This window comes from Halorientalis brevis (assembly GCF_042678165.1).
Classification (GTDB): Archaea; Halobacteriota; Halobacteria; order Halobacteriales; family Haloarculaceae; genus Halorientalis; species Halorientalis brevis.
The window spans coordinates 124164-146346 of sequence record NZ_JBHUDJ010000003.1 but is presented as its reverse complement, the minus strand read 5'-3'; the positions used below and the strand labels follow the sequence as shown (position 1 = coordinate 146346).

Sequence of the window (22183 nt, the reverse complement as noted above, 5' to 3'; positions counted from 1 at the left end):
CGACGTCTTCGAGCGGTTCGAGGCCGACGAGGCCGGCCTCCACGAGGCCGTCGAGTCGACCGACGAGGAGATCTACGAGTCCTTCGAGTCGGCGATCTCTTCGCTGCAGACGGCCATGTCGAACGGCAACGACGGCGCCGTCGAGACCAACGCGACGAAGGTCATGGACGAACTCCTCGGCTACATGACGACCGCGGGGTCGGCCGCACAGGTCGGTGCCGCGGAATCCAGCTACATGGCCGCTCGCGGGTTCGACGCGGCCGCGCTGGCCGCCCTCGACGAGGGAAGCCGCGGGAAGGCGATCACCCAGTCGGCACTCCAGTACTTCGAGGGGGGCGCCGGCGGCTTCCACGAGGCGCTCGAAGAAGCAGACCGCGCGACCTACGAGAGCTTCGAGTCCGACCTGAGCGCGGTCGGCTCTGCCGCCCAGAGCGGCGGTGACGCGTACGGGGCCGCGACGACGTTCTACGGCGACGCGGTCGCTGCCGCGTACGCCGTCGTGAACGCAGCCGGCGGCTCGTTCGGCGGCGCGGCCGCGACGGTCGTCGACGACGTGTTCAAGAGCTTCGAAGCCAACGACGGTGGTATCCACGAGACGCTCGAAGAAGCCGACAAGGGCGCATACGAGACCTTCGAGAGCAAGCTCGATGCGTTCTCGACCGCTCTCGGCGAGAACGGTGACGTTCGCGGGACCGCCAGCGCCTTCGCGAACGCCACGCAGCGCGGGCAGTTCGCCGTCGTCGGAGCGCTCGGGAAGTCGCCGATCAGCGAGAGCGGCGAGAGGAGCGGCCACGAGACGACCTACGAGGGTGGTCCGAACGTCCAGAAAGGCGTACCGAGCGACGCCGACCACGTCGTCAAATCCAAGCCGATCTCCTTCGAGCCGAAGGAACTCACCGTCGAGAAGGGCGACACGGTCGCCTTCGAGTTTGCCGGCGGCGAACCGCACTCGGTCACCGCCTACGAGGACGAGATCCCGTCGGGCGCCGAGTACTGGGCCTCGGGCGGCTTCGACTCGGAGTCGGCAGCCCGCGAGGGGTGGGACGAGGACAGCGGTACGGTGAAGGGCGCGATTTCGACCGGACAGTCCTACGTCCACACCTTCGAGACGACGGGCACGCACGAGTACTTCTGCATCCCTCACGAGGGAATGGGGATGAAAGGCACCATCGTCGTCGAAGCGTAACCGTTCGGTTTCCTTTCCTGCTGGTTTGGATCGATTTTACGGGCAGGGTTCCTGCAGAACGCCGCCGTCGTCGTCGAGGGCGTCCATGATCTGCTCGACGGTCGAGAGCATCCGATCAGGTCGGATCAGCCGCTCTTCCGTATCGTACTTGATGACGTTCGCATCAGCGAGTTTCGGCAGGTGAACGTGATGTAATCGGTGTTCGATATCGCCGGTCCGAACAGACGGCGATCCGACGTCGTCCACGGCGTCCCGGGCCTCCGTCTCCAGATGCGTCAGGGCCTCTTCGTAAGTGTACAGCTCGTCCGACCTGTTCAGGAGGTACTCACAGAGGGTTCGGCGCTGCCAGTCGGCGAGTGCTTCGAGGGCAGCATCGAAGTTCGACATCGAGAGAGTGTTGGCCGTCAGTACAAGTAGGCCCCATGCCTGACTAGTTTGGGCCGAGCCGATGGGCCGGCGAGACATCGCGGTCGTCAGGGTCGAGGGAACTCGGACTCCAGGGTGGGGAAAACCGTCTCGATGGTTGCGAGTGCAGGCCCGGGCCTGACGAGATTCGCGTTCCGATCGTACTCGATGACGTCTTCGCTGGCGAGTCGCGGGAGGTACTCGCTGCGCAATCGACGCGCCAGGTCGGCGCGTCTCGTCGACGGGGGCCGCACGTCGGCGGGCGCTGTCCGAGCTTCGGTCACGAGATGCGTGAGAAGTTCCTCGAACGTAAACAGGTCCTCCGAACTGTTCAGCAGGTACGCACAGATCGTGCGTCGCGGCCACGCTGCGACAGCTTCGATGAAGGAATCGATCTTCGCCATCCCCGTCGCTATCGCTCGCGGCACGTGTAGGCAGCGTGCCTGCCTATGCAGGCTCGCGGCGACAACGCTCAGAAACCAGTAACTGCAAAAAACGAAGTGGACTTCGGCCGGTTACTCCGCGGAGATGACGTCGTCGATGCGGACGATCATCGTCGCCGCTTCGGTCGCGGACTCGACGGCTTCCTGCTTGACGGCGGCGGGGTCGAGGATGCCGTGCTCGATCGGGTTCCCGACGACACCGGTCTGACCCTCGGAGATGAGGCCGGCGATGCCTTCACTCTCGTACTCGGAGCGGAGGTCGACCAGCGCGTCGATGGGGTCCATACCCGTGTTCGCGGCGAGCGTGCGCGGGAGCACGTCGACGGCGTCGGCGAAGGCCTCGACGGCGAGCTGCTTGCGACCCTCGATGCTGGCCGCCCTGTTGCGGATCTGATCGGCGATGGCGATCTCGGTCGCGCCGGCGCCGGGGACGACGCCGCCCATGTCCAGGGCGGCGGTGACGACGTCCAGCGAGTCGTTGAGAGCGCGCTCCAGTTCGTCGGTGACGTGTTCGGTGCCACCGCGAGCGAAGACAGTGACGGACTCAGCGGCCGTGCCGCCCTCGATGAAGGCGAGTTCGTCGTCGCCGAACTTCTCGACGTGCGCTTCGTCTGCCTCGCCGAGGTCGTCCTCGTCGAGATCCTCGACGGAGCCGGCGCGGGACGCACCGGTCGCGCTGGCGATGGATTTGGCGTCGTCGTCGCCGACGCTCTCGAACGCGAGGATGCCCTCTTTCGCGAGGTAGGCCGCCGCGCGGTCCTCGATGTCACCGGTGACGAACACGACGTCGACGTCGAGGTCGGCGAGCGCGTCCGCGTAGCCGCGCAGTTCCTCTTCCTCGGCCGAGATGGCCTGGTCGAGCTGGTCGACGTCGGTGATGTTGTACTCGGCGTCGATCGAGGACTCCTTCAGGTCGATGTCGTTGTCGACGACCGCGATGGTCGCGTCTTCGACCGAGCGGGGCATGTTCTCGTGAGCGGGCTCCTCGTCGACGATGACGCCCTCGACGAGCTCCGTCGCGGAGGAGGAGCCGCCGGTCTGGGTCCGGACGGTGATGTTGTCGCGGACGACGCCGGAGTCGGCTTCGACGTGCTGAACGGCGCCGACGACGGTCTTGGCGAGGTCCTCGGCGGCGACGTCGCCGGTCCCTTTGCCGGTCATGGAGGTTTCGGCGACTTTCAGGAGCGTCTCCTCGTCGACGTCGGCGTCGAGGACTCCCTCGTCGATGGAGTCCTGGGCCAGCTGTGCGGCTTCGTGATACCCCTCGACGATAGTCGTCGGGTGGACGTCGTCGTCGAGCAGGTCCTCGGCCTGCTTGAGGAGTTCGCCCGCCAGGACCGAGGCCGTCGTGGTCCCGTCACCGACCTCGTCTTCCTGGGTCTGGGCGACCTCGACGATCATCTGGGCCGCGGGGTGCTCGATCTCCATCTCGTCGAGAATCGTGGCGCCGTCGTTCGTGATGACGACGTCGCCAGCGTCGGAGACGAGCATCTTGTCCATCCCGCGCGGCCCGAGCGTCGTCCGTACGGACTCCGAGACCGCCTTGCCGGCTGCGATGTTCGATGTCTGTGCGTCCTTCCCCTCGGTCCGCTGGGAATCCTCGTTGAGAATGAACATGGGCTGGCCGCCCATCCGTCGCTGTTGGGACATAGTCATAAGATGATGGTAAGCGGTTCTATATAAAAGTTACTAACCCACTGAAACTGAGAGACGGCGACGGGATACGACAGAGTTCGGGAGGGCGCCGTTTCAGGCTTGGGGTCGGCCAGAGCCAGGTGACAGCGGTGAAGCAACCGTTATTACAGGACCACTCCATGCCACGGGTGGATGCTCGAACTGGAGCACGGGTTTCGCGTCGTCGACGTCCACACCCGCCTGGAACCGGACGAGACCAGGCGGCCGGACCGCCAGACCGGCGACCCCGAAACCATCGAACGGGAGATGCACCAGGCCGGCGTCGTCCGGTCCGTGGTGTTCCCCGGCCCGCGCGAGGGGAGTTATCTCAAGGCAAACAACGCCGTCGCCAGAATGAGCGTCGGCCGGCCGTTCGTCGCCTTCGCACGCATCAACGGCGTCCGCGACCCGGGGTCGAGCCCCGGCGCACGCCTCCGAAACCTCGCGTCCTCGCGCGACGAGGAACACACCTCTCCCGCGGACATCGAGCAGTACGCGTACGACGACCGGTTCGCCGGGTTCAAACTGCACCCGGCCGCCGACGGCCTCCCGGACGAGACGGTCCTCGAAGAACTGGCAGCGGTCGGCCTACCGGTGCTGGTTCACGGCGGCGAGCGGTTCCCGCCCAGTGCCGTCGCCGACCACCTGCTGGGCTACGACTTCCCGGTCGTCATCGAACACTTCGGCAGCTATCCGCTGAATCGCGACCTGGCCGAACGCGCCATCGACCTGCTCGACGACCACGAGGCCTGCTATCTCGACACGAGTTTCGTCAGGTTTCGCGACCCGATGGAACGAGCTATCATGGAACACCCCGACCGCGTCCTCTTCGGCAGCGGCGCGCCCAACACGCACCCCGACGTCGCCGTGATGGAGATCCTGACCCTGGACGTACCCGAGGACTCCATGCGCAAGGTCTTCTCGAAGAACCCGTCCCGCGTCATCGAGGAGCTCGGGCCGTCCGGCGGCGAGTAGCACCGAGTGATTTCGGAACTGACATCACGGTGACTGGCAGACCGACAATTCGTGCGCGACGACACGGCTCGGATCGACCGGCACCTGCTCGCGGTTGCGGCAGTCGTGCTGGTCGGCTCGCTGTTACGGTTGTACGCCCTGGGTGCCGAGAGCCTGTGGGTGGACGAGATCATCACCCTCCGGTTCGCCACGACGTACGGGTTTCCCGAGTTGCTGTGGGTCATTCCGGCGAAACAACCACACCTCCCGCTGTACTACGTCCTTCTCCACGGCTGGACGGCCGTCGCCGGCACGTCCGAGACGGCCCTCCGCGCACCCTCGGCCGTCTTCGGCATCATCTCGCTGCCGCTCATCTATCTCGTGGGACGGCACATGTTCGACCGGGAGACCGGCCTGGTGGCGACGGTCGTGCTCGCCGTCTCGCCGTTCCACCTCTACTACGCTCAGGAGACGCGGATGTACAGTTTCCTGACCGCGACGACGTTGCTGTCGTTCCTGTTTCTGCTCCGCCTCCGCGAGACGCCCTCCCGTGCCAACGTCGCCGGGTACGTCACGGGAACGATGCTGACGGTGGCGCTCCACCCCTTCGGGTTTCTGGTCGTCGTCGCCCAGGGGCTCGCTCTCGTGGCTGACCGCTGGCGGTCCGGCGGTGGCTGGCGTCCCGGGGAGTTCTCGACGCTGGAGCGGACCCATCTCGCGTGCTGGGGCCTGCTCACGCCGGTCCTCGCGCTCGGCGTCCTGAAAGCCCGGAGCGCCGTCGACGGCTTCGACTTCATCGCCCCGCCGACGCCGGCGGACGTCGTCTGGACGGTCCACGAGTACTTCTCGACGACCGCCACGCCCGCCGCGATGCTCGTCGGCGTCCTCGTGGTCGTCGCCGTCCTGCTCGCGTTCCGGACGCTGGACCGCGACCGCGTCCTCCTCGTGGCCTGGATGCTCGTGCCCGTCCTCGCGCTCGTGGCGGTCTCGTACCTCCTGACGCCGCTGTTCTGGGACCGCTACACGATCGCGGCCTCGCCCGCGTGGTTCCTCGCCGTCGCGCTCGGAATTACGAGCCTCGAACGCCGGCACGCGCGATACGCCCTCGCCGGACTGCTGATCGCCGCGATGGTGCCGGCAGTCGGCCACTACTACACGACCCCGCAGAAAGAGGAGTGGGACGCGGTGACCGCCGAGATCGAGACACACGCCGAGCCCGGCGACGTCGTCATCGTGACAGACGACGTCGGCCGTCAGGCGTTCGATCACTACTGGTCGCGGTCAGACGTCACAGTCGAGGACGCGGTGGCCGGCCCCGCGCCGGGCGGTGGGCCGGTTACGAACGCGACGGAGTTCCAGCGGCTGACACACGGCAGCGACCGCGTCTGGCTCGTCCTCACCCACATCTGGTTCCATCCCGGCGAGAAACAGCGCGTACTCGACGCCGTGGACGACGGTCGAGACGTGGTCCGGCACCGCGACTACTTCGGCGTCGAACTGTACCTGTTCGCCAACGAGTCGGACGACAGAAGTTAGCGCCAGTCGTAGACGGTCACCGCTCGATCCGACCGGCGTGAGCGCCCGCGCGGGTTGCGTCGCGACGACCGGTCCGTGAACCGCGCGACGAGGCCGTCCTTCAGACCCGTCCCCATGCCAGTCAGCACGTCGCGACCGTTTCCGAACCACGAGGACGGAGTCGCGTTCCCCTTGGCTACGTCACGGAGCGTGCTGCCGGCGTCACGCACGCCGTGACCGATCATCCGGGCGACGACAGTCGGTCGCAGTCCGTAGTTCTTCGCGAGCCGATACGCCAGCGCTCGGTACTTCCAGTTCCAGTCGGTCTCGGCGACGCCGCCGTCGGTCCCGTACTCGCTTCGGACGCACATGTCGCTCTCCCAGACCACCTCGTAGTCTATCCCTGCCAGCCGATGTGCGGCGTCTCTGGAGCCGCCGGTCTGAAGGTACTCGTCGAACCCGTCGAGCGCGTCGAGCGCCGCCCGGGAGAACGCAGCGTTGTCGCCGTTGAAGTACGTGACCGTTCGCCCCTTGATCGTCCGCGTCTCGACGCTCTCGGTAGTCAGTCCGGTTTTGAGTTCGCGGTGGGTCGGTCCCGAAACGACGTCGGCCTCCGCGATGGCGGAGACGAGGGCGTCCGTCCAGCCCTCCTCGACGGAGAGGCCGTGATTGAGCAGCGCGACGACGTCGCCGGTGGCGCGGTCGATCCCGGCGTTGCGAGCCACGTTGAGTCCGCGGTCGGCGATCTCGACGAGGACGTCCACGTCGTCACGGTCGCGGACCATGCCCGTGGTGCCGTCGGCCGACGGTCCGTTGACGACGACCACTTCGGCGTCCGGCGCGTGCTCGGCGAGCGCGTCCAGACAGCCCGCTAACTGGTCCCTGCCGTTGAGCGTCGGGACGACCACCGAGAGCTTCATACCCCTCGATACCCCTCCGGAACCCTAAAAAACTCGCGACGTGCTCGCGCGAAACGATAGCATACGTACCGGTCGGTCACGGAACCTGCGCGTTCCAGTACGACACGGATGCGAGCCGCTTGCCGAGCGGCGATTTGATGAGCGTCCTGTCGATGTCGCGGAACGTACTCGCGAGCTGGTTCGGGATCTGACGGTACAGCCCGTACGGGAAGGCGAAGTCGTGATCGGCCTCCTTCAGCGACAGGCCCGCGCTGTCGAGCAGCCGGGACACTTCCCACCGCGAGTAGAGGCGCGATCCCATCGGGAGCGCCCAGTTGTACAGCGACCGCGTCGTGAACCGGTTGAACGTGTCGAAGAACACCTGGTCACGGGAGACGCGGCGCATCTCAGAGAGGAACGACGCCGGCTGGTCTGCCAGGTGGAAAAACCGCATCGCCATGACGGTGTCGAAGCTGTCGTCCGGGAACGGCAGTCGCCCGGCGTCACCGCGCATGAACTCCAGATGGTCGGCCACGCCGGCGTGGCGTGCCTTCTGTCGCCCCTGCTGGAGCATCGGTCCGGAGATGTCCAGGCCGACCACGTCGGCACCGCGCTCGGCCAGCATGACCGTGAACCGACCGGTCCCGCAGGCAATCTCCAGTACGTCCTTGTCCTGGACCGGCCCGATCGCGTCGAGCACGGCCTGTTTTTCACGCCGGTCGATCAACCGGCCGCCCCGGGAGAACCGCTTCTCCTCGTACTCCTCGGCGATGTCGTCTTCCTGATACCACTCCTGGCCCTTCACGCTCTTATGGTAGTTCCGACCCCGGGGGAATAAAACGATACTGAAACGAACTGGTGACCACTTCGGGAGTCACTGCCAAGAACTGGTTTGCGGACCTGGCCCGTCTGTAGGAATGGAATGCCGACCTGCAAGCACTGCGGCTGTGAGTTCAGTCCCGCGGAGCTCGTCCGCCACGAAACCGACCGCCTGCTGCTGGTTCACTGTCCGGAGTGTGAGTCCCCGCTGGGAAGTTATCGCCGCCACGGACAGCGAGAACCGTCTGCGAGGACCGATTAGCTCGTCACGACCCGCTCGGGCTCGATGCGGACGATGACCCGAGCCCCCTCTTCGGTGTCCAGGTTCGGATACTCATCGACGTCCATGTACCGCCGGGCGAGGTCGTTGATGTGATCGACGGCACCGTCCTCGGTCAACTCGACGGCCTCGCCCAGGACTGAGAGGAACCGGTACGGATCGTCCGGATCGGTCATGCTGACGGCGACGTCCGGGTTCGCCCGGAGGTTGCGCTCCTTGCGCCGCCCGCGCGTCGTGTTGAACAGCAGGTGCCCGGCGTCCTCGTCGTAGTCGATCCACACTGGCGTGACGTGTGGCGACCCGTCCGGCAGGATCGTCGAGACGTGGGCGAATGTTTGCTTATCGAACAGGTCACGGAACGAGTCAGGGACCTGCATACCGGAACCAACGGAAGCCAGCGGGTTATCGGTTCCGGCAAATTATGTCACCCATGTTTGTATAAGGAGGCATAATATGCACTTATTTATTCGTATTGTTTTGTCACACATGTAGCCAAGATTTACCAGTACCGGGGTGAAATGTGGGAATATGAGCACGACGCCAGAGGATGGCTCGAATCAGGGGAAGGGTGAAGACAGTCCGCTCGCGGACCCGGACTTCAGAAATCAGCTCCGCGAACTACCGCCGAGCGCGAAGCTCGTCGCGAAGGTGCTCGAAGGGAGTTCGCCGCTGTCGCAGGGGCAGCTCGCCGAGGAGTCCCTGCTCCCGGACCGCACAGTCCGGTACGCGCTGAACCGGCTCGAAGAGTCGGACCTCGTCGGGTCGCGCTACAGCTTCCACGACGCGCGCAAGCAGGTCTACTACCTGAACAGCTGACCGGCTCACTCACGCGGACGGTGACCTGACCGCCGGACATTTGCCCGGCGCACCCATGGGGGTGGGTATGGACGTCACCCGGGTACCCGTCGAGACCACGACGCGCGGTCCCGGCGGCCGGACGAACGCGTATCTCCTCGGCAGCGACAGCGCGCTGCTGGTCGATCCTGCCGACAGCACGGACCCCCTCGACGACGCCGTCAGCGACTGCGCTGTGACCCACGTCGCGGTCACGCACCACCACCCGGACCACGTCGGCGCCGTCGCGACCTACGCCGACCGCTGCGACGCGACCGTCTGGGCACACGCGGCCCACGCCGACCGGTTCGAATCGACAACGGGCGTCAGTCCCGACCGGACCTTCCGACACGGCACCACGATCGACACCGACCAGGGAGCGGTGCGCGTCCGTGGCACGCCCGGCCACGCACCCGAGCACGTCACCTTCGAGTGCGACGCCGGCGCGGTCGTCGGCGATCTGGCCGTCGCCGCCGGCAGCGTCGTCGTGGGTGGGCCGGACGCCGACATGCGCGCCTACCTGACTAGCCTCCGGCGAGTGCACGCCCAGAACCCCGAGGCGCTCTATCCCGGCCACGGGCCGACCATCGAGGACGCCCGGGGAACGCTCGAACGGCTCGTCGTTCATCGGATCGAGCGCGAGGCGCGCATCCTGGCCGCCGTCGAGAGCGGCGCCGAAACGATCGACGAGATCCTGGACGCGGCCTACGACAAGGACCTCGGCGGCGTCCGTGACCTGGCACGGGCGACCGTCCGGTGTCACCTCCAGAAGCTGGCAGTCGAGGGCGACCTGGTGTGGGACGGCGATCGGGCCGCTCTCGCGTAGCCGGCGGTCGCCGCGATCAGACGGTGGGGACCGGAATCTCGTCGAGCACATCGGCGATGATCGCGGTCGGATCGACGTTGTCCACGCGTGCGTCGGGCGTGAGCACTAGCCGGTGCGCCAACACCGACCCGACGACCACCTTGACGTCGTCCGGCGTCACGAAGTCCCGGCCGACGATCACCGCACGGGCGCGCGACGCCTCGAACAGCCGCTGGGTCCCGCGCGGGGAGACGCCCACGTCGACGCGGCGATCCTCTCGCGTACCGCGGGCGATCGCCGCCATGTACTCCAGCAGGTCGTCTTCGACGTGGACGTCCTCCGGCGTCGTCCGGAGCGCGCGCACCTCCTCGGGGCTGAGCACGGCGTTCACGGAGGGACTTTTCGACTCCCGGCTGCGGCGACGCCGGAGGAGTTCGACCTCGCCGTCCTCGTCGGGGTAGCCGATCGCCGTCTTCACCGCAAAGCGGTCGACCTGTGCCTCGGGCAACTCGAAGGTGCCCTCCATCTCGACGGGGTTCTGCGTGGCCATCACGAAGAAGGGCCGCGGCAGCTCGTGGGTCTCGCCGTCGACGGTGACCTGGCCTTCGCCCATGGCTTCGAGGAGGGCGCTCTGGGTCTTGGGCGGGGCGCGGTTGATCTCGTCGGCCAGCACGACGTTGGCGAAGATCGGCCCTTCCGAGAACTGGAAGGTGCCGTCGCGTTCGTTGTAGATGTTCGTCCCGGTCACGTCGGCCGGGAGGAGGTCCGGCGTGAACTGGATGCGCGAGAAGGACAGCCCGAGCGCGGCGGCGACGCTCCGGGCGGTGAGAGTCTTTCCGGTACCGGGAACGTCCTCGAGGAGGACGTGCCCGCGGCTGGTGATTCCGAGGAGGACGGTTTCGAGGAACTCGCGGTCGGCGACGACGGCCGACCCGACTTCGTCGAGGACCGATTCGAGGGCGGAACTCGCATCTGCGACTTCCATACCCGCTTGTCCACGACCAGCCGTATATGGGATTCGACTAGGGGCATTTTGCGTACCTGTCGGTCGGAACCGTAACCTACAAACCACCCACCGTCGTACGATTTGATGAGCCGAGGTAGCCTAGCCTGGCCAAGGCGGTTGCCTCGAAAGCAACTGTCCTCACGGACTCAGGAGTTCAAATCTCCTCCTCGGCGTTTTTCCACAAGCCACCCGGCAAGTGGAAACGCAGTCGAGAGATTTGAACGAGAGAACACGCACGCTCGACCGAAGGGAGAGAGCATGTTCGCGTAGTTCAAATCTCCTCCTCGGCGCTTCTCAGCGAACCAGAGTCCGAGCGACCGCTCTGCGTGTCGCTCGTTCGGTGAACTGTGAGCGACAGCAAGAGATTTGAATGAGACCAGACGCGCGCAGTGAAACGAGCACGTCTGGGCGTAGTTCACAATCTCCTCCTCGGCGCTTCTCAGCGAACTACATTACGAGCGACCGCTCTGCGTGTCGCTCGTTCGGTGAGCTGTGTGCGACAGCAAGAGATTTGAATGAGAGGAGTCGCAGCGTGCGAACGGAGCGAGCACGATCGTCTCCGCGTAGTTCATAATCTCCTCCTCGGCGCTTCTCAGCGAACCACCTGTCGAGTGGAGACTCCGTCGAGAGATACGAACGAGCGGAGCCACAGCACGAGCGTAGCGAGTGACCGTCTCCGCGTGGTTCGAATCCCGCACCGGTCGGCCGAGCCGGTTGAGGCGGTTCCGGAAAGGCGGTGCGCGCCTATCGCTGGTTCGCCTCGGGGTTCACGTCGCCCGTCCGGTCCCGGGCGAACCCGGACCGGAAGGCGATGTACGCCAGGACGCAGATGAAGAGGATCGGCGGGAGGATGAGGAATCCCCAGAGCGCGTCCAGTCCCCAGGCGAGGATGAGCCCGAGACATGAGAGTCCGATGAACAGGAACGGCAGCACCGCGAGCACGGCCTGCTTCCGGTTGAGTTCCTCGTCCGCTGTCACCGATTCGGTCATACCACGGATTCGGCGTCCGCATAGAAAAACACCGCGTTGTCGCACTCGCGACATCCGCCTTCGAGAACCGACCATCGCGAACCGTCCCGACAGAGACCGCGCCGAGTTATTAACTCACGAGTCAGCCGATGCTAGCGACAGACATCAAATCCCGCGATTGTAACAGCGATATTAATAACTCGGGAGTTGGTAGAGTGGGATAATGAGCGCCGAAGATGGACGTGCGGAGTCGGACGACAGCCCCGAGCCGCCGGACGGGGCAGAGCTCCAGCTCCAGGTCCCGAGCATGGACTGTCCCTCGTGCGCCGGGAAAGTGGAGAACGCCCTCGACGGGGTCGAAGGGGCGCAGGAGACGGATCTCAGTCCCGCGACCGGTCGGGTCACAGTCGGCTACGACGGGAGCGACGAGGTGCGCACGGCGGCCGTCGACGCCGTCGAGAACGCTGGCTACGACGTGACGGGTGTGACGGCAGACGACGAGGAGATGGCTGCCGGCCCCGCGCCGGCGGAACCAGTCTGGCGAACGCCGAGAGCGATCAAGACGGCCGTCAGCGCCGTGTTGCTCGTGGTCGCGCTCGTCGTTCGGTTCCTGGTCCCGGGCCTCAACGAGGTAGTCGCGAGTCCGTTCGGCCAGGGGCTGACGGTCGCCGACGGGGTCCTGCTGGTCGCGATCGCCGTCGGTGCACAGGTCATCCTCCGGAACGGCTACTACTCCGCGAAGAACCTGAGTCTCGACATCGACTTCCTGATGAGCGTGGCAGTGCTGGGCGCCACGGGCGTCTCGCTGTTCACCGCAGAGCAGTTGTTCATCGAGGCGGCGTCGCTCGCGGTGCTGTTCAACGTCGCCGAACTGCTGGAACGCTACGCCGTCGACCGGGCGCGCAACTCACTGGGTGAACTGCTGGAACTCTCGCCCGAGACCGCGCTGGTCAGGCGCGAGGGCGACCTCACCGAGGTCCCGGCCGACGACGTCGCGGTGGGCGAAACCGTCGTCGTCGAACCAGGCGAGAAGGTGCCGCTCGACGGCGACGTGATCGAGGGCGAGAGCGCGGTCAACGAGGCCCCGATCACCGGCGAGAGCGTTCCGGTGGACAAGGCGGTGGGCGACGAGGTGTACGCCGGCAGCATCAACGAGAACGGCTACCTGGAGATCGAGGTGACTGCGGCCGCGGACGACAGCACGCTCGCGCGCGTCATCGAACTCGTCGAGGGCGCCCAGGAGCGCAAGACCAAACGCGAGCAGTTCGTCGACCGGTTCGCGAGCTACTACACGCCGGTCGTGGTCGCCGCGGCGATCCTGACCGCCGCAGTCCCGCCGCTCCTCTTTGGCCTCTCGGCCGTCGAGTGGTTCGTGCGGGGCATTACGTTCCTCGTCATCGCCTGTCCCTGCGCGTTCGTCATCAGCACGCCCGTCACGGTGGTGTCTGGCATCACGAGCGCGGCCCGCAACGGCGTGCTCATCAAGGGCGGCGACCACCTCGAACGGATGGGCGAGGTCGACGCCGTCGCGCTGGACAAGACGGGGACTCTGACCACGGGGGAGCTTCGCGTGACCGACGTGGTCCCGCTGAACGGCAACGACCAAGGCGACGTGCTCCAGTGCGCGCGCGGCCTCGAAACCCGGAGCGAACATCCCATCGCCGAGGCCATCGTCGGCCACGCCGACGCCGAGGGCGTTTCCGACGGGGACCGCGACGTGGACGGCTTCGAGAGCCTCACCGGTCAGGGCGTGCGCGCGGAGCTGGGCGGCCACACCCACTACGCGGGGAAGCCCGCGCTGTTCGACGAGTTGGGCTTCGATCTGAGCCACGTCCACTTCACCACGAGTGCGGGCGAGTTGCCGGAAGACGCGCGACGGCTGTGCGACCGCGAGGGCTGTCTGGACCTCGTCGAGGACACAATCCCGCGGCTCCAGGCCGAAGGGAAGACCGTCGTCGTGGTGGGTACCGAAGACGAGGTCGAGGGGCTCATCGCCGTCGGCGACACGGTCCGGCCGGACGCCACCCGAGCGGTCGAGGCGCTCGAAGAGCGCGGGCTGACCACCGTCATGCTCACCGGCGACAACGAGGGGACTGCTCGCGCCGTCGCCGAGGAGGTCGGCGTCTCGGAGTTCAAGGCCGGGCTGCTCCCCGAGCAGAAAGTCGACGCGATCGAGGAACTCCAGGCGGCGTACGGCACGGTCGCGATGGTCGGCGACGGGATCAACGACGCTCCGGCGCTGGCGACGGCCGACGTGGGCGTCGCGATGGGCGCGGCCGGCTCGGACACGGCCATCGAGACGGCCGACGTCGGACTGCTGGGCGACGACCTCTCGCGACTCCCGTATCTGGCCGACCTCTCCCAGACCGGCAACGGCGTCATCCGCCAGAACATCTGGGGGTCGCTCGGCGTGAAGGCGTTGCTCGCGCTCGGCATTCCGGTCGGCCTGGTCGGCGTCATCCACGCCGTCCTCATCGGCGACGTGGGAATGACCACCGCGATCACGGGCAACGCGATGCGGCTCGCCCGACTGGAACCCGACGACGTGCTGGAGTGAGGCCCGACGAGATCACTCGCGCGGGACGCTGAGGTCGGCCATCTGCCCGCCGCAGTCCGGGCAGAACTCCGGTTGGTGCTCGGCACGGAGCCGGATCGCACAGGCCGTACACTCGTAGACGTAGGGTGGCTCGGGATGGTAGGGGTCTGGAACGTGCATCGCTAGCACTTCACGGTGGACGCGTTTTAATCGCGCGTGGGTCACGGGACTGACAACACGACCAGACAGAGCCGTCAGTACCGAGCGAGTTCCGCCTGTGCTGCGGTGTCGCCTCCTGCGCGTGGGCGTCCGCGGCGGTCACCGCCCACGAGATAGCCGTCGACGTCGCGGTCGTCGGTCGGGGCGGCGTCCTGAATCCAGACGGTCGCGTGGGGACCGCTGACCGTCCGCGCCCACGCTCGTGCGAGGGGTTTCGTCTCGAAGCGGCGCACTGACCCCTGCGTGTTGACCCACGTCCCCACCGCGGGGCAACTCCGCCGCGCGGAAGGCTTGATCTCGACGACGTACCCCGAGCCAGTCACGAGCGTCGCTACGAACTCCACATACTTCGGACGCTCGGTGACACGCCCGGAGGGGCGCGGGGTATCTTTTCATACCTTCCCGACGTACTGTGTTCCATGAACGAGGCCACCGTCGAGGGTGTCGGTGTTGGCGTCGGCGAGGAGGGATCGGGTGCGCCGGTCGTCGTCCTGCGCGCTCGCGACGAACTGCTTCCGATCTTCGTCAGCAGCGACCAGGCACAGTCGATGCAACTGGCGCTCGACGGCGAGCCGTTCGACCGCCCGCTCACCCACGACCTGTTCGTCCAGATGGTCGCAGAGTTCGGCGGTGCCATCGACCGCGTCCGGATCGACGACCTCGCCGACGGCACCTTCTACGCGAAGATCGACGCCGAGCAGTATCACGGCGGCGAGCGCAAGGAACTGGTCTTCGACGGCCGCCCGAGCGACGGCATCGCCCTCGCCCTCCGGGTCGACTGCCCGATCCTCGTCTCGGACGAGGTGCTCGACGACGCCGGACGGTCCCCCGAGGAGTTCGACGTCGAGGGCGCCGAGTGAGTCACTGACGCAGGTTCCCGTGTTCGTCGATCTCGCCGTTGACGATTCGCGTCGAGGAGATGCGTTCGCCGTCCGCGGCAAGGACGTACGGTGCCACGATGCCCTCCAGCGGTTCGAATCCTCTGGCTCGCCGCCGTTCGTTGATCGCTGCGAGCTCTACGGCCGTCTCCGGCGAGACGACCAGCGCGTCGACGGCCGGTTCCTCCGTGACGATCCCGTGTTCGCTCGTCAGCTCCCGGATCTCCCACTCCCGGCCCCACTCGTCCTGTTCCCGGAGCGCCGTCTCGACGGCGGTCGTCCGGTCCTCGAATGCCGGGACCGCACGCGTTCGGGACGACCGCGCGAACTCGTCGCTGGTCACGCCGACGACGAGTCCCCCGTCACCGTATTTCAGTGCCGTCCGCAGGAGCGTTCGGTGTCCATCGTGAAGCGGGCCGAAGGTTCCCGCAACCGCGACACGCGTCTCGGTCATGGCAGACGATGGGCCGGCCACTCACTTCAACAGGGGTCTTCCAACGGGGCGTCCCCCTCCCAGCCTGACGGAGACGGGTGACTAGCGTCTCTCTTCTGTGCGGAACGGCGCGCATGACCCGGGTACCGTGTCGCTAACCGGAGCGAAGCGAGCGCATACTAACGGGCGTCCTGAGACAGGTCCCACGCAATCAATGGTTTCAGGCACAGTCCTCGGAGTCGACTCCGTCCACCGTGACGGCCGGTGCCCTCCCCGTCGGTCGAGGCTCCGAGCGATCGTGTCGAATCGCCAGTGCGTACCAGACACTGCCATTCGGGTGCCGCCACACCCCGCCGCAAACGGCGGGCGTGGGTGACGGCCACCAGGATGGACCGCATCCCCACGTTCGTCGTCCTGCTGGTGATCGTGGCTAACGCGGTCGGCCTCGCCGTCACAGCGACCCAGACTAACGTGTTCGGCGGCGACGAGGGTCACGGCGAGAAACACGGCACCGAACACACCGAGGAACACGCCACCACCAGCGTCGAGAGCGGGAAACCGGGAACCGACGGTCCGGTCTCGACCACCATCGAGACAGGAGCGACGACAGGGACGAGCGAGCACGCTGGCGACGACCGAGAAACCGGAAACGGCGAGAAGCCGACGACAGGAGTTGGAGACGAGAGAACACCCGAAGACAGCCAGGGAACGACGACGCAAGGGGCACCATCGACAGCGACGGCAGACGAGCGAACGCCAGGACGAGGAACGGACGCGGCAACGCCGTCGACAGGTGCTCCTGACAGCGCTCAGACCACGACTGCGACTCGGACCGACGACGGCGGAACCACTGGCGACCGGGGAGGTGACGACGGGACTGGTGATGCCGAGAACGGCAACGGAGACACCGGCGACGACGGGGCAGCCGACGGAAACGGGACCGGAGACGCGGCTGAAGAAGAAACAGCGGATGGGAACGGCGACGCGGGAGATGACAACGGCAACGGCTACGCTGCGGACGACAACGGCAACGGCTACGCTGCGGACGACAACGGCAACGGCGACGCGGGAGATGACAACGGCAACGGCGACGCGGGAGATGACAACGGCAACGGCGACGCTGCGGACGACAACGGCAATGGCGCCGCGGGGGATGGCAGGGAGGACGACAATGGCAACGGCGACGCGGGAGATGACGGGGGAGACGACAACGGCGAAACTGACGAAGAAGGGGAGGAACCGACGGTCGTCGAGGGTGAGCCGGACATCTCGGTGTTCGCTCCCAACCGGACGGCAGCCCCGGGCGACCGACGGCAGTTCGCGGTGCAGGTCGTCAATTCGGGCGAGTTAGACGTCACCGACGCGAACGCCGACCCCGCGGACGAAGACCGCGTCAGAACCGCCAGTAACGTGCAGGTGACGCTCGAAGACGGCGGGTCACCGATCGAGGTTCGCGGGGGAACGGTCGGACTGGGTGCCCTCCAGAGCGGCGACACAGCCCAGGCGGGTTTCGAGATCGTCGTGCCGGGCGACGCAGACGCGGACACGTACGATCTGGACGTCGAGGTCGAGTACGAGTACGTCGACGAATCCGGCGATGACGCCGCCGACACGGAGACCGAGACGATCTCCGAAACGGTCGAGCTGGTGGTCACCGAGGAAGCCAGATTCGAAGTGGACTCGGTCGACGCAGACGTCCAGCCCGGCGAGACGGACACCGTCGAGGTTGACATCGAAAACGTCGGCGACGAGGACGTGACCGACGCGGCAGTCCGGTTCATCTCCCGCAACAGGAAGCTCCGCGTCGACAGCTCAAACCGGACCGTCCGCTACGTGGGCGACTGGGACGCCGGCGACGAGGAGGAGGTCTCCTTCCAGGTGACGGCGAGGAACGGCTCAGTCCCTCAAGACTACGCGATCACCGCGGTCGTTCGCTACACGGACGACGACGGGAACCGTCGGCGCTCCCAGCGGTTCGCGTTCGGCGTGACGCCGGACGACGAGCAGGAGTTCGAACTCGACGACGTGGAGGGGCCGCTCAGCGTCGGCGAGACGGGGACGATCACCGGCGAACTCTCGAACGAGGGACCCGAGGCCGCGACCGACGCCGTCCTGCGCATCGAATCGCCGGACGACGACGTCGTCCCCCAGCGGGACGAGTTCGTCCTGGGCGACCTCGACGACGGCGACGACGAGGAGTTTACCTTCCCCGTGCGCGTCGCCGAGAACGCCGAGCCGGGCGCGCGGCAGTTCGAGTTCGTCGTCCAGTATCTCGACGAGAACGGCGACCCGCGGGGGAGCGAGACGCTCCTGGCGTCTGTCGACGTCGAGGACGAGGACGCCGCGTTCGACTTCGACGACGTCGAGCAGACCCTGCAGGTCGGCATGGACGGCACGATCGACCTCACTCTGACCAACGAACTCGACGAGGACCTCACGGACGCGCGCGTCTCGATCCGATCGCCGAACGAGGACCTGACGATCGGCGATGGCGAGAACGCCTCCCGGTTCGTCGGCGACTGGGACGACGGCGACGACGAAACCGTCACGGTCCCCGCCGAACTCGGCGCCGACGCGACCGCCGACTCCTACCCGCTGGTCGCCACCGTCGGCTACACCGACGAGGACGGCGACACGAACCGCTCTGACCCGATACGGTTCGGCGTCACACCGGCCCAAGAGCAGGAGTTCCGCATCGGAAACGTGACGAGCACCCTCAGCGTCAGCGAAGAGGGCGTCGTCCGCGGCCGACTGACGAACGTCGGCCCCCGGAACGTCACGAACGGCGTCCTCAGACTGCAAAACGGCTCCCAGAACGTCGATCCGCGTGAGGCGGAGTTCGCCGTCGACGGGCTGGCCGCCGGCAGTTCGACCCGGTTTTCCTTCCCCATCGACGTTCGCGAGAACGCCGAGCCCGGACCCAGGCAGCTGGCGTTTCGGGTCAGCTACCGCGACGCCGACGACGATCGCCGACAGAGCGACACGATCCCGGTTCGGGTGGTGGTCGGCCCCGAAACCGACGAGTTCGACGTCGCACCGGCCAGCGCGACTGTCCGAGCCGGATCGACCGGGACCGTGACGCTCGTGATCAGCAACAACCGCGACTACACGCTTCGGAACGTCAACGCGAAGGTGTTCGTCACGGAGCCGCTGAGCAGCGACGACGACCAGGCGTTCGTCTCCAGGCTCGGCCCGAACGAGACAGTTCGGCTGTCGTTCGACGTCAGCGCCAGCGGCGACGCGAGTCCCAAGACCTTCCCGCTCAAGATCGACTTCCAGTACGAGGAACCGGACGGCGAGACGAAGCTCTCCGACACCTACCAGGTCGGCGTGAACGTGACCGAGTCCGACGGGGGACTGCTCGGCGACGTGCTGTCGGTGACCGCCGCAGTGATGGGCGTCCTCCTCCCGATCGCCGGCGGATACCTCTGGCACCGCCAGCAGTAGCGCCATGGCGGACGGCAGTCAATCCCTGGACCGGGTCGCAACCTGGGTCGTCGAGCGCTCTCGCACCGTCGTCGCTGCGTTCCTCGTCGTGACGGTCGTGTTCGCGCTCGGCCTCGGGGCGGTCTCGACCGAAGCGGGCACCAGCCAGTTCACCCAGGCGACCCCCGCACAGGAGGCGTTCGACGCCGTGACCGAGAACTTCGAGCCCGCGTTCAGTTCCGGGAACGAGACGACGCAACTCGTCCAGCGCGGCCGGAACGTCCTCACGAAAGCGGAGCTGCTGGCGATGCTCCGGGCGATCGACCGCCTGGAGCGAGAGGAGTCGCTCCGCGTCGCCTCGACGGGGAGTGCTGCCGGGACGGTCGCGACTACGATCGACCCCACGGCGCGGACGACCGAGGACGAGATCGACGTCATCGAGAACGCGACCGCGGCCGAGATCAGGGCCGCAGTCCGGACGGCGGCTGCGACCGATCCGGCCTTTCGGAGCCGACTGAGCGACGACTTCAATCCCCGATCCGCGAGCGCGTCGGCGACCATCGCGGTTGTCACTCACGAACTCCCGGTGAGCACCGACGCGTCGTCGGGCGCCAGCGAGACCGACCCGTTGCAGCCGATCCAGGTGCGTGCGCGGACCGCCGTCGCCCCGGTCGACGCGGCCATCACGGTGTTCGGGTCGGGAATCGTCGCCGAGGAGTTCTCGACCGTCGTCGGGGACTCGCTGCTGCTCGTCGTGCCCGCCGCGCTAGCCCTCATTCTCCTCTTTCTCGTCCTCTCGTTTCGCGACCCGATCGACCTCCTGTTGTCGGTCCTGGCGCTCGCGATGGCGCTGGTGTGGACGTTCGGTTTCATGGGTCTGGCCAGCGTCCCGTTCACGCAGTTGCTCATCGCTGTGCCGCCGCTCATCCTCGCGGTCGGGATCGACTTCGGCATCCACACGATCAACCGCTACCGGGAAGAGCGAGTGGCCGGCGTGGACGCCGCACGCGCGCTGCGGACTGCCTTCGAGCAGTTGCTCATGGCCTTCGCGATCGTCACCGGCACCACCGTCGTCGGGTTCAGCGCCAACCTCACCAGCGCCCTCGCGCCGATCCGCGACTTCGGCCTGGTCGCAGCCGTCAGCATCGTCTTCACGTTCCTGATCTTCGGGCTCTTTCTGCCCGCGCTGAAGGCGCTCGCCGACCGAGCGCGGGAGCGACGGTCGCTCCCGGCGTTCAGCGACGAACCGCTCGGCCAGGAGGGGTCGCGCCTCGCTCGCGTGCTCACCGGTGGCGTCGCGATCGCGAAACGCCAGCCGGTCGCGTTCCTGCTAGTGCTGGCGGTCGTTTCGACCGGCGTGGCCGCCTACGCCACCGGCGTCGACACCTCCTTCTCCGACGAGGACTTCCTGCCGCCGGCGGAGACGCCAGCGGTCTACGACTCGCTGCCGGAACCGTTCGCGCCGTCGGAGTACACGGTGACGGGAACCATCGATTTCCTGGAAGAAAACTTCGACTTCGCAGCCGAGGACAGAGTGACGATCTACGTCGAAGGCCCCCTCGAGCAGGACTTCGCGCTCGAGTCGTTCCAGCGAGCGCAGCGCGACCCACCGGACGCCATCGTCGCCGCGAACCGCACGGCCCAGACCGAGAGCGTCGTCACCGTCATCCGCCAGTACGCCGACCAGTCGAACTCGTTCGCGCGGCTCGTCGCCCGGAACGACCCCGACGCCGACGGCGTTCCCGAAGACAACCTGGCGACGGTGTACGACGCGCTGCTCACCTCGCCAGTTCGCGACCGGGCGCTCCGCTACATCACCGACGACCGCCGGAGCGCCCGCGTCGTCTACACCACGGAGGCCGACGCGGCGCAGTCCGACGTGACGGCCGACGCGAGACGCGTGGCCGACCGCTACCGGTTCGAGGCGACCGCGACCGGCGAGACCGTCGTCTTTCAGTCCATCTCGGACATCATCTTCCGCTCTGCCATCCAGAGCCTCGCCGTGGCGCTGCTGTTGACCGCGCTCTTTCTCCTCGCGGTGTACAAGCTCCTCGTCGACGACGCGACGCTCGGTCTCGTCAACCTCGTCCCGATCCTCGTGGCCGTGACGTTCATCGCCGGGTCGATGCGACTGTTCGGCGTCCCGTTCAACGCGCTGACCGCGACGATCCTCTCGATCACCATCGGCCTGGGCATCGACTACTCGGCGCACATCGTCCACCGGTTCACTGACGAGTACGACCCGAGCGGCCAGGGGGACGTGATCCCGGCCCTGGAACGGACAGTGCGCGGGACCGGGGGCGCGGTGACCGGGAGCATGCTCACGACGACCAGCGGCATCGGCGTGTTGGTCCTGGCGTTCACGCCTGTGCTCGGCCAGTTCGGACTGATTACTGCACTGAGCGTGTTCTACTCGTACGTGGCCGCCATGCTCGTCACACCCTCTGTCGTCGTTGTCTGGGCCCGTCTCACGGGCTGAAACGACCGGGCCGACTCGCAACCGCGTTCGATCTTCTTCTCGTAGGACCCGCTCCGGCCGCCCACGATGTCGCGGATACCGGCCGCGAAGTCGCTGACCACGTTCGCGCCGATGACCGCTTCCCCGGAGACGATGCCGAGGTACTCCGTGACTGATTCCCCTTTCAGACCGTCTGTCGTCGTGATCGTGACGTCGTCCATGCGAGTTTCCCTTCCGCCGACGTGAGCGTAAAAAGGCAGGCAGAGTTACAGCGACAGAACGTCGGCCACGCGGGACGCTTCGCTGGCCGCAAAGACCGCGCACACGTCCGACAGCGAGACGCTAAAAGGCCGCAAATCGACGACACGGGCGAGACGCTGAAGTGTCCGGATAGCGGAACAGGTGCCATGATCGCAGCCGATTCGACGGCGCCCAAACAGTCCG

The 22183-nt window shown here is 66.8% G+C and carries 21 protein-coding genes and 1 tRNA gene; 10 read left to right on the top strand and 12 right to left on the bottom strand.

Annotated elements, in window-relative coordinates:
* The coding region (locus tag ACFR9U_RS07820) for a DUF5059 domain-containing protein (RefSeq protein WP_379814092.1) at nucleotides 1-1186 on the top strand (1186 nt) is incomplete at its 5' end.
* 36 nt (nucleotides 1187-1222) lie between these two features.
* On the opposite strand, the gene ACFR9U_RS07815 is transcribed toward ACFR9U_RS07820, so the two are convergent.
* The 3 genes from ACFR9U_RS07815 to thsA form a co-directional block, all read right to left on the bottom strand.
* Nucleotides 1223-1573: a DUF7344 domain-containing protein gene (locus ACFR9U_RS07815; RefSeq protein ID WP_247375810.1), complete on the bottom strand. Its 351-nt coding sequence runs from the start codon at nucleotides 1571-1573 to the stop codon at nucleotides 1223-1225.
* Nucleotides 1574-1659: 86 nt separating this feature from the next.
* Entirely contained in the window at nucleotides 1660-1995 is a 336-nt protein-coding gene (locus tag ACFR9U_RS07810) for a DUF7344 domain-containing protein (protein WP_247375812.1), read from the bottom strand.
* A gap of 111 nt (nucleotides 1996-2106) precedes the next feature.
* Nucleotides 2107-3666, bottom strand: a complete 1560-nt coding sequence (gene thsA, locus ACFR9U_RS07805) for a thermosome subunit alpha (RefSeq protein WP_247376136.1) — start codon at nucleotides 3664-3666, stop codon at nucleotides 2107-2109.
* Nucleotides 3667-3861: 195 nt separating this feature from the next.
* On the opposite strand from thsA, the gene ACFR9U_RS07800 reads away from it, so the two are divergent.
* Nucleotides 3862-4683 (top strand): amidohydrolase family protein, encoded by an 822-nt coding sequence (locus ACFR9U_RS07800; protein WP_247375815.1) that lies wholly within the window; start codon nucleotides 3862-3864, stop codon nucleotides 4681-4683.
* A gap of 51 nt (nucleotides 4684-4734) precedes the next feature.
* Nucleotides 4735-6198, top strand: coding sequence for a glycosyltransferase family 39 protein (locus ACFR9U_RS07795; RefSeq protein WP_247375818.1), 1464 nt, complete (start codon nucleotides 4735-4737; stop codon nucleotides 6196-6198).
* Here the strand turns inward: ACFR9U_RS07795 and ACFR9U_RS07790 are convergent.
* The 3 genes from ACFR9U_RS07790 to ACFR9U_RS07780 form a co-directional block, all read right to left on the bottom strand.
* Nucleotides 6195-7097, bottom strand: coding sequence for a glycosyltransferase family 2 protein (locus ACFR9U_RS07790; RefSeq protein WP_247375820.1), 903 nt, complete (start codon nucleotides 7095-7097; stop codon nucleotides 6195-6197). The genes ACFR9U_RS07795 and ACFR9U_RS07790 overlap by 4 nt on opposite strands.
* Nucleotides 7098-7173: 76 nt before the next feature.
* A complete protein-coding gene (locus ACFR9U_RS07785) occupies nucleotides 7174-7881 on the bottom strand; it encodes a class I SAM-dependent methyltransferase (protein WP_247375823.1) in 708 nt (235 codons plus the stop codon).
* Between the two features lie 272 nt (nucleotides 7882-8153).
* Nucleotides 8154-8552 (bottom strand): PPOX class F420-dependent oxidoreductase, encoded by a 399-nt coding sequence (locus ACFR9U_RS07780; RefSeq protein WP_247375825.1) that lies wholly within the window; start codon nucleotides 8550-8552, stop codon nucleotides 8154-8156.
* Nucleotides 8553-8703: 151 nt separating this feature from the next.
* On the opposite strand from ACFR9U_RS07780, the gene ACFR9U_RS07775 reads away from it, so the two are divergent.
* On the top strand, nucleotides 8704-8991 hold the full coding sequence (locus tag ACFR9U_RS07775; RefSeq protein ID WP_247375827.1) for a MarR family transcriptional regulator: 288 nt from the start codon (nucleotides 8704-8706) through the stop codon (nucleotides 8989-8991).
* Nucleotides 8992-9058: 67 nt separating this feature from the next.
* Nucleotides 9059-9835 carry an MBL fold metallo-hydrolase gene (locus tag ACFR9U_RS07770; protein WP_247375829.1) on the top strand — a complete coding sequence of 259 codons (777 nt, stop codon included), beginning with the start codon at nucleotides 9059-9061 and terminating at the stop codon, nucleotides 9833-9835.
* A gap of 16 nt (nucleotides 9836-9851) precedes the next feature.
* Here the strand turns inward: ACFR9U_RS07770 and ACFR9U_RS07765 are convergent, their stop codons facing one another.
* Nucleotides 9852-10799, bottom strand: a complete 948-nt coding sequence (locus tag ACFR9U_RS07765; RefSeq protein ID WP_247375832.1) for an AAA family ATPase — start codon at nucleotides 10797-10799, stop codon at nucleotides 9852-9854.
* 109 nt (nucleotides 10800-10908) lie between these two features.
* Between ACFR9U_RS07765 and ACFR9U_RS07760 the strand changes: the two genes are divergently transcribed.
* A tRNA-Ser gene (locus ACFR9U_RS07760) sits at nucleotides 10909-10993 on the top strand.
* Nucleotides 10994-11564: 571 nt separating this feature from the next.
* Here the strand turns inward: ACFR9U_RS07760 and ACFR9U_RS07755 are convergent.
* The gene (locus ACFR9U_RS07755) at nucleotides 11565-11810 is read right to left on the bottom strand and encodes a hypothetical protein (RefSeq protein WP_247375834.1); all 246 of its coding nucleotides are present in this window, start codon (nucleotides 11808-11810) and stop codon (nucleotides 11565-11567) included.
* Between the two features lie 202 nt (nucleotides 11811-12012).
* Between ACFR9U_RS07755 and ACFR9U_RS07750 the strand changes: the two genes are divergently transcribed.
* Nucleotides 12013-14346, top strand: a complete 2334-nt coding sequence (locus ACFR9U_RS07750; protein WP_247375836.1) for a heavy metal translocating P-type ATPase — start codon at nucleotides 12013-12015, stop codon at nucleotides 14344-14346.
* 12 nt (nucleotides 14347-14358) lie between these two features.
* Here the strand turns inward: ACFR9U_RS07750 and ACFR9U_RS07745 are convergent, their stop codons facing one another.
* Nucleotides 14359-14505 carry a rubrerythrin-like domain-containing protein gene (locus ACFR9U_RS07745; protein WP_247375838.1) on the bottom strand — a complete coding sequence of 49 codons (147 nt, stop codon included), beginning with the start codon at nucleotides 14503-14505 and terminating at the stop codon, nucleotides 14359-14361.
* Between the two features lie 74 nt (nucleotides 14506-14579).
* On the bottom strand, nucleotides 14580-14888 hold the full coding sequence (locus ACFR9U_RS07740) for a DUF8081 domain-containing protein (protein WP_247375839.1): 309 nt from the start codon (nucleotides 14886-14888) through the stop codon (nucleotides 14580-14582).
* Nucleotides 14889-14963: 75 nt separating this feature from the next.
* On the opposite strand from ACFR9U_RS07740, the gene ACFR9U_RS07735 reads away from it, so the two are divergent.
* Nucleotides 14964-15404 carry a bifunctional nuclease family protein gene (locus ACFR9U_RS07735; protein WP_247375841.1) on the top strand — a complete coding sequence of 147 codons (441 nt, stop codon included), beginning with the start codon at nucleotides 14964-14966 and terminating at the stop codon, nucleotides 15402-15404.
* Nucleotide 15405: 1 nt separating this feature from the next.
* On the opposite strand, the gene ACFR9U_RS07730 is transcribed toward ACFR9U_RS07735, so the two are convergent.
* A complete protein-coding gene (locus tag ACFR9U_RS07730; protein WP_247375842.1) occupies nucleotides 15406-15876 on the bottom strand; it encodes a phosphopantetheine adenylyltransferase in 471 nt (156 codons plus the stop codon).
* A gap of 366 nt (nucleotides 15877-16242) precedes the next feature.
* Between ACFR9U_RS07730 and ACFR9U_RS07725 the strand changes: the two genes are divergently transcribed.
* Together ACFR9U_RS07725 and ACFR9U_RS07720 are read left to right on the top strand one after the other, a co-directional pair.
* Nucleotides 16243-19302 carry a hypothetical protein gene (locus ACFR9U_RS07725; RefSeq protein WP_247375844.1) on the top strand — a complete coding sequence of 1020 codons (3060 nt, stop codon included), beginning with the start codon at nucleotides 16243-16245 and terminating at the stop codon, nucleotides 19300-19302.
* A gap of 4 nt (nucleotides 19303-19306) precedes the next feature.
* Nucleotides 19307-21760, top strand: coding sequence for an efflux RND transporter permease subunit (locus ACFR9U_RS07720; RefSeq protein ID WP_247375847.1), 2454 nt, complete (start codon nucleotides 19307-19309; stop codon nucleotides 21758-21760).
* Here the strand turns inward: ACFR9U_RS07720 and ACFR9U_RS07715 are convergent.
* Entirely contained in the window at nucleotides 21691-21960 is a 270-nt protein-coding gene (locus tag ACFR9U_RS07715) for a YbjQ family protein (RefSeq protein ID WP_247375849.1), read from the bottom strand. The genes ACFR9U_RS07720 and ACFR9U_RS07715 overlap by 70 nt on opposite strands.
* Nucleotides 21961-22183 lie beyond the last annotated feature (223 nt).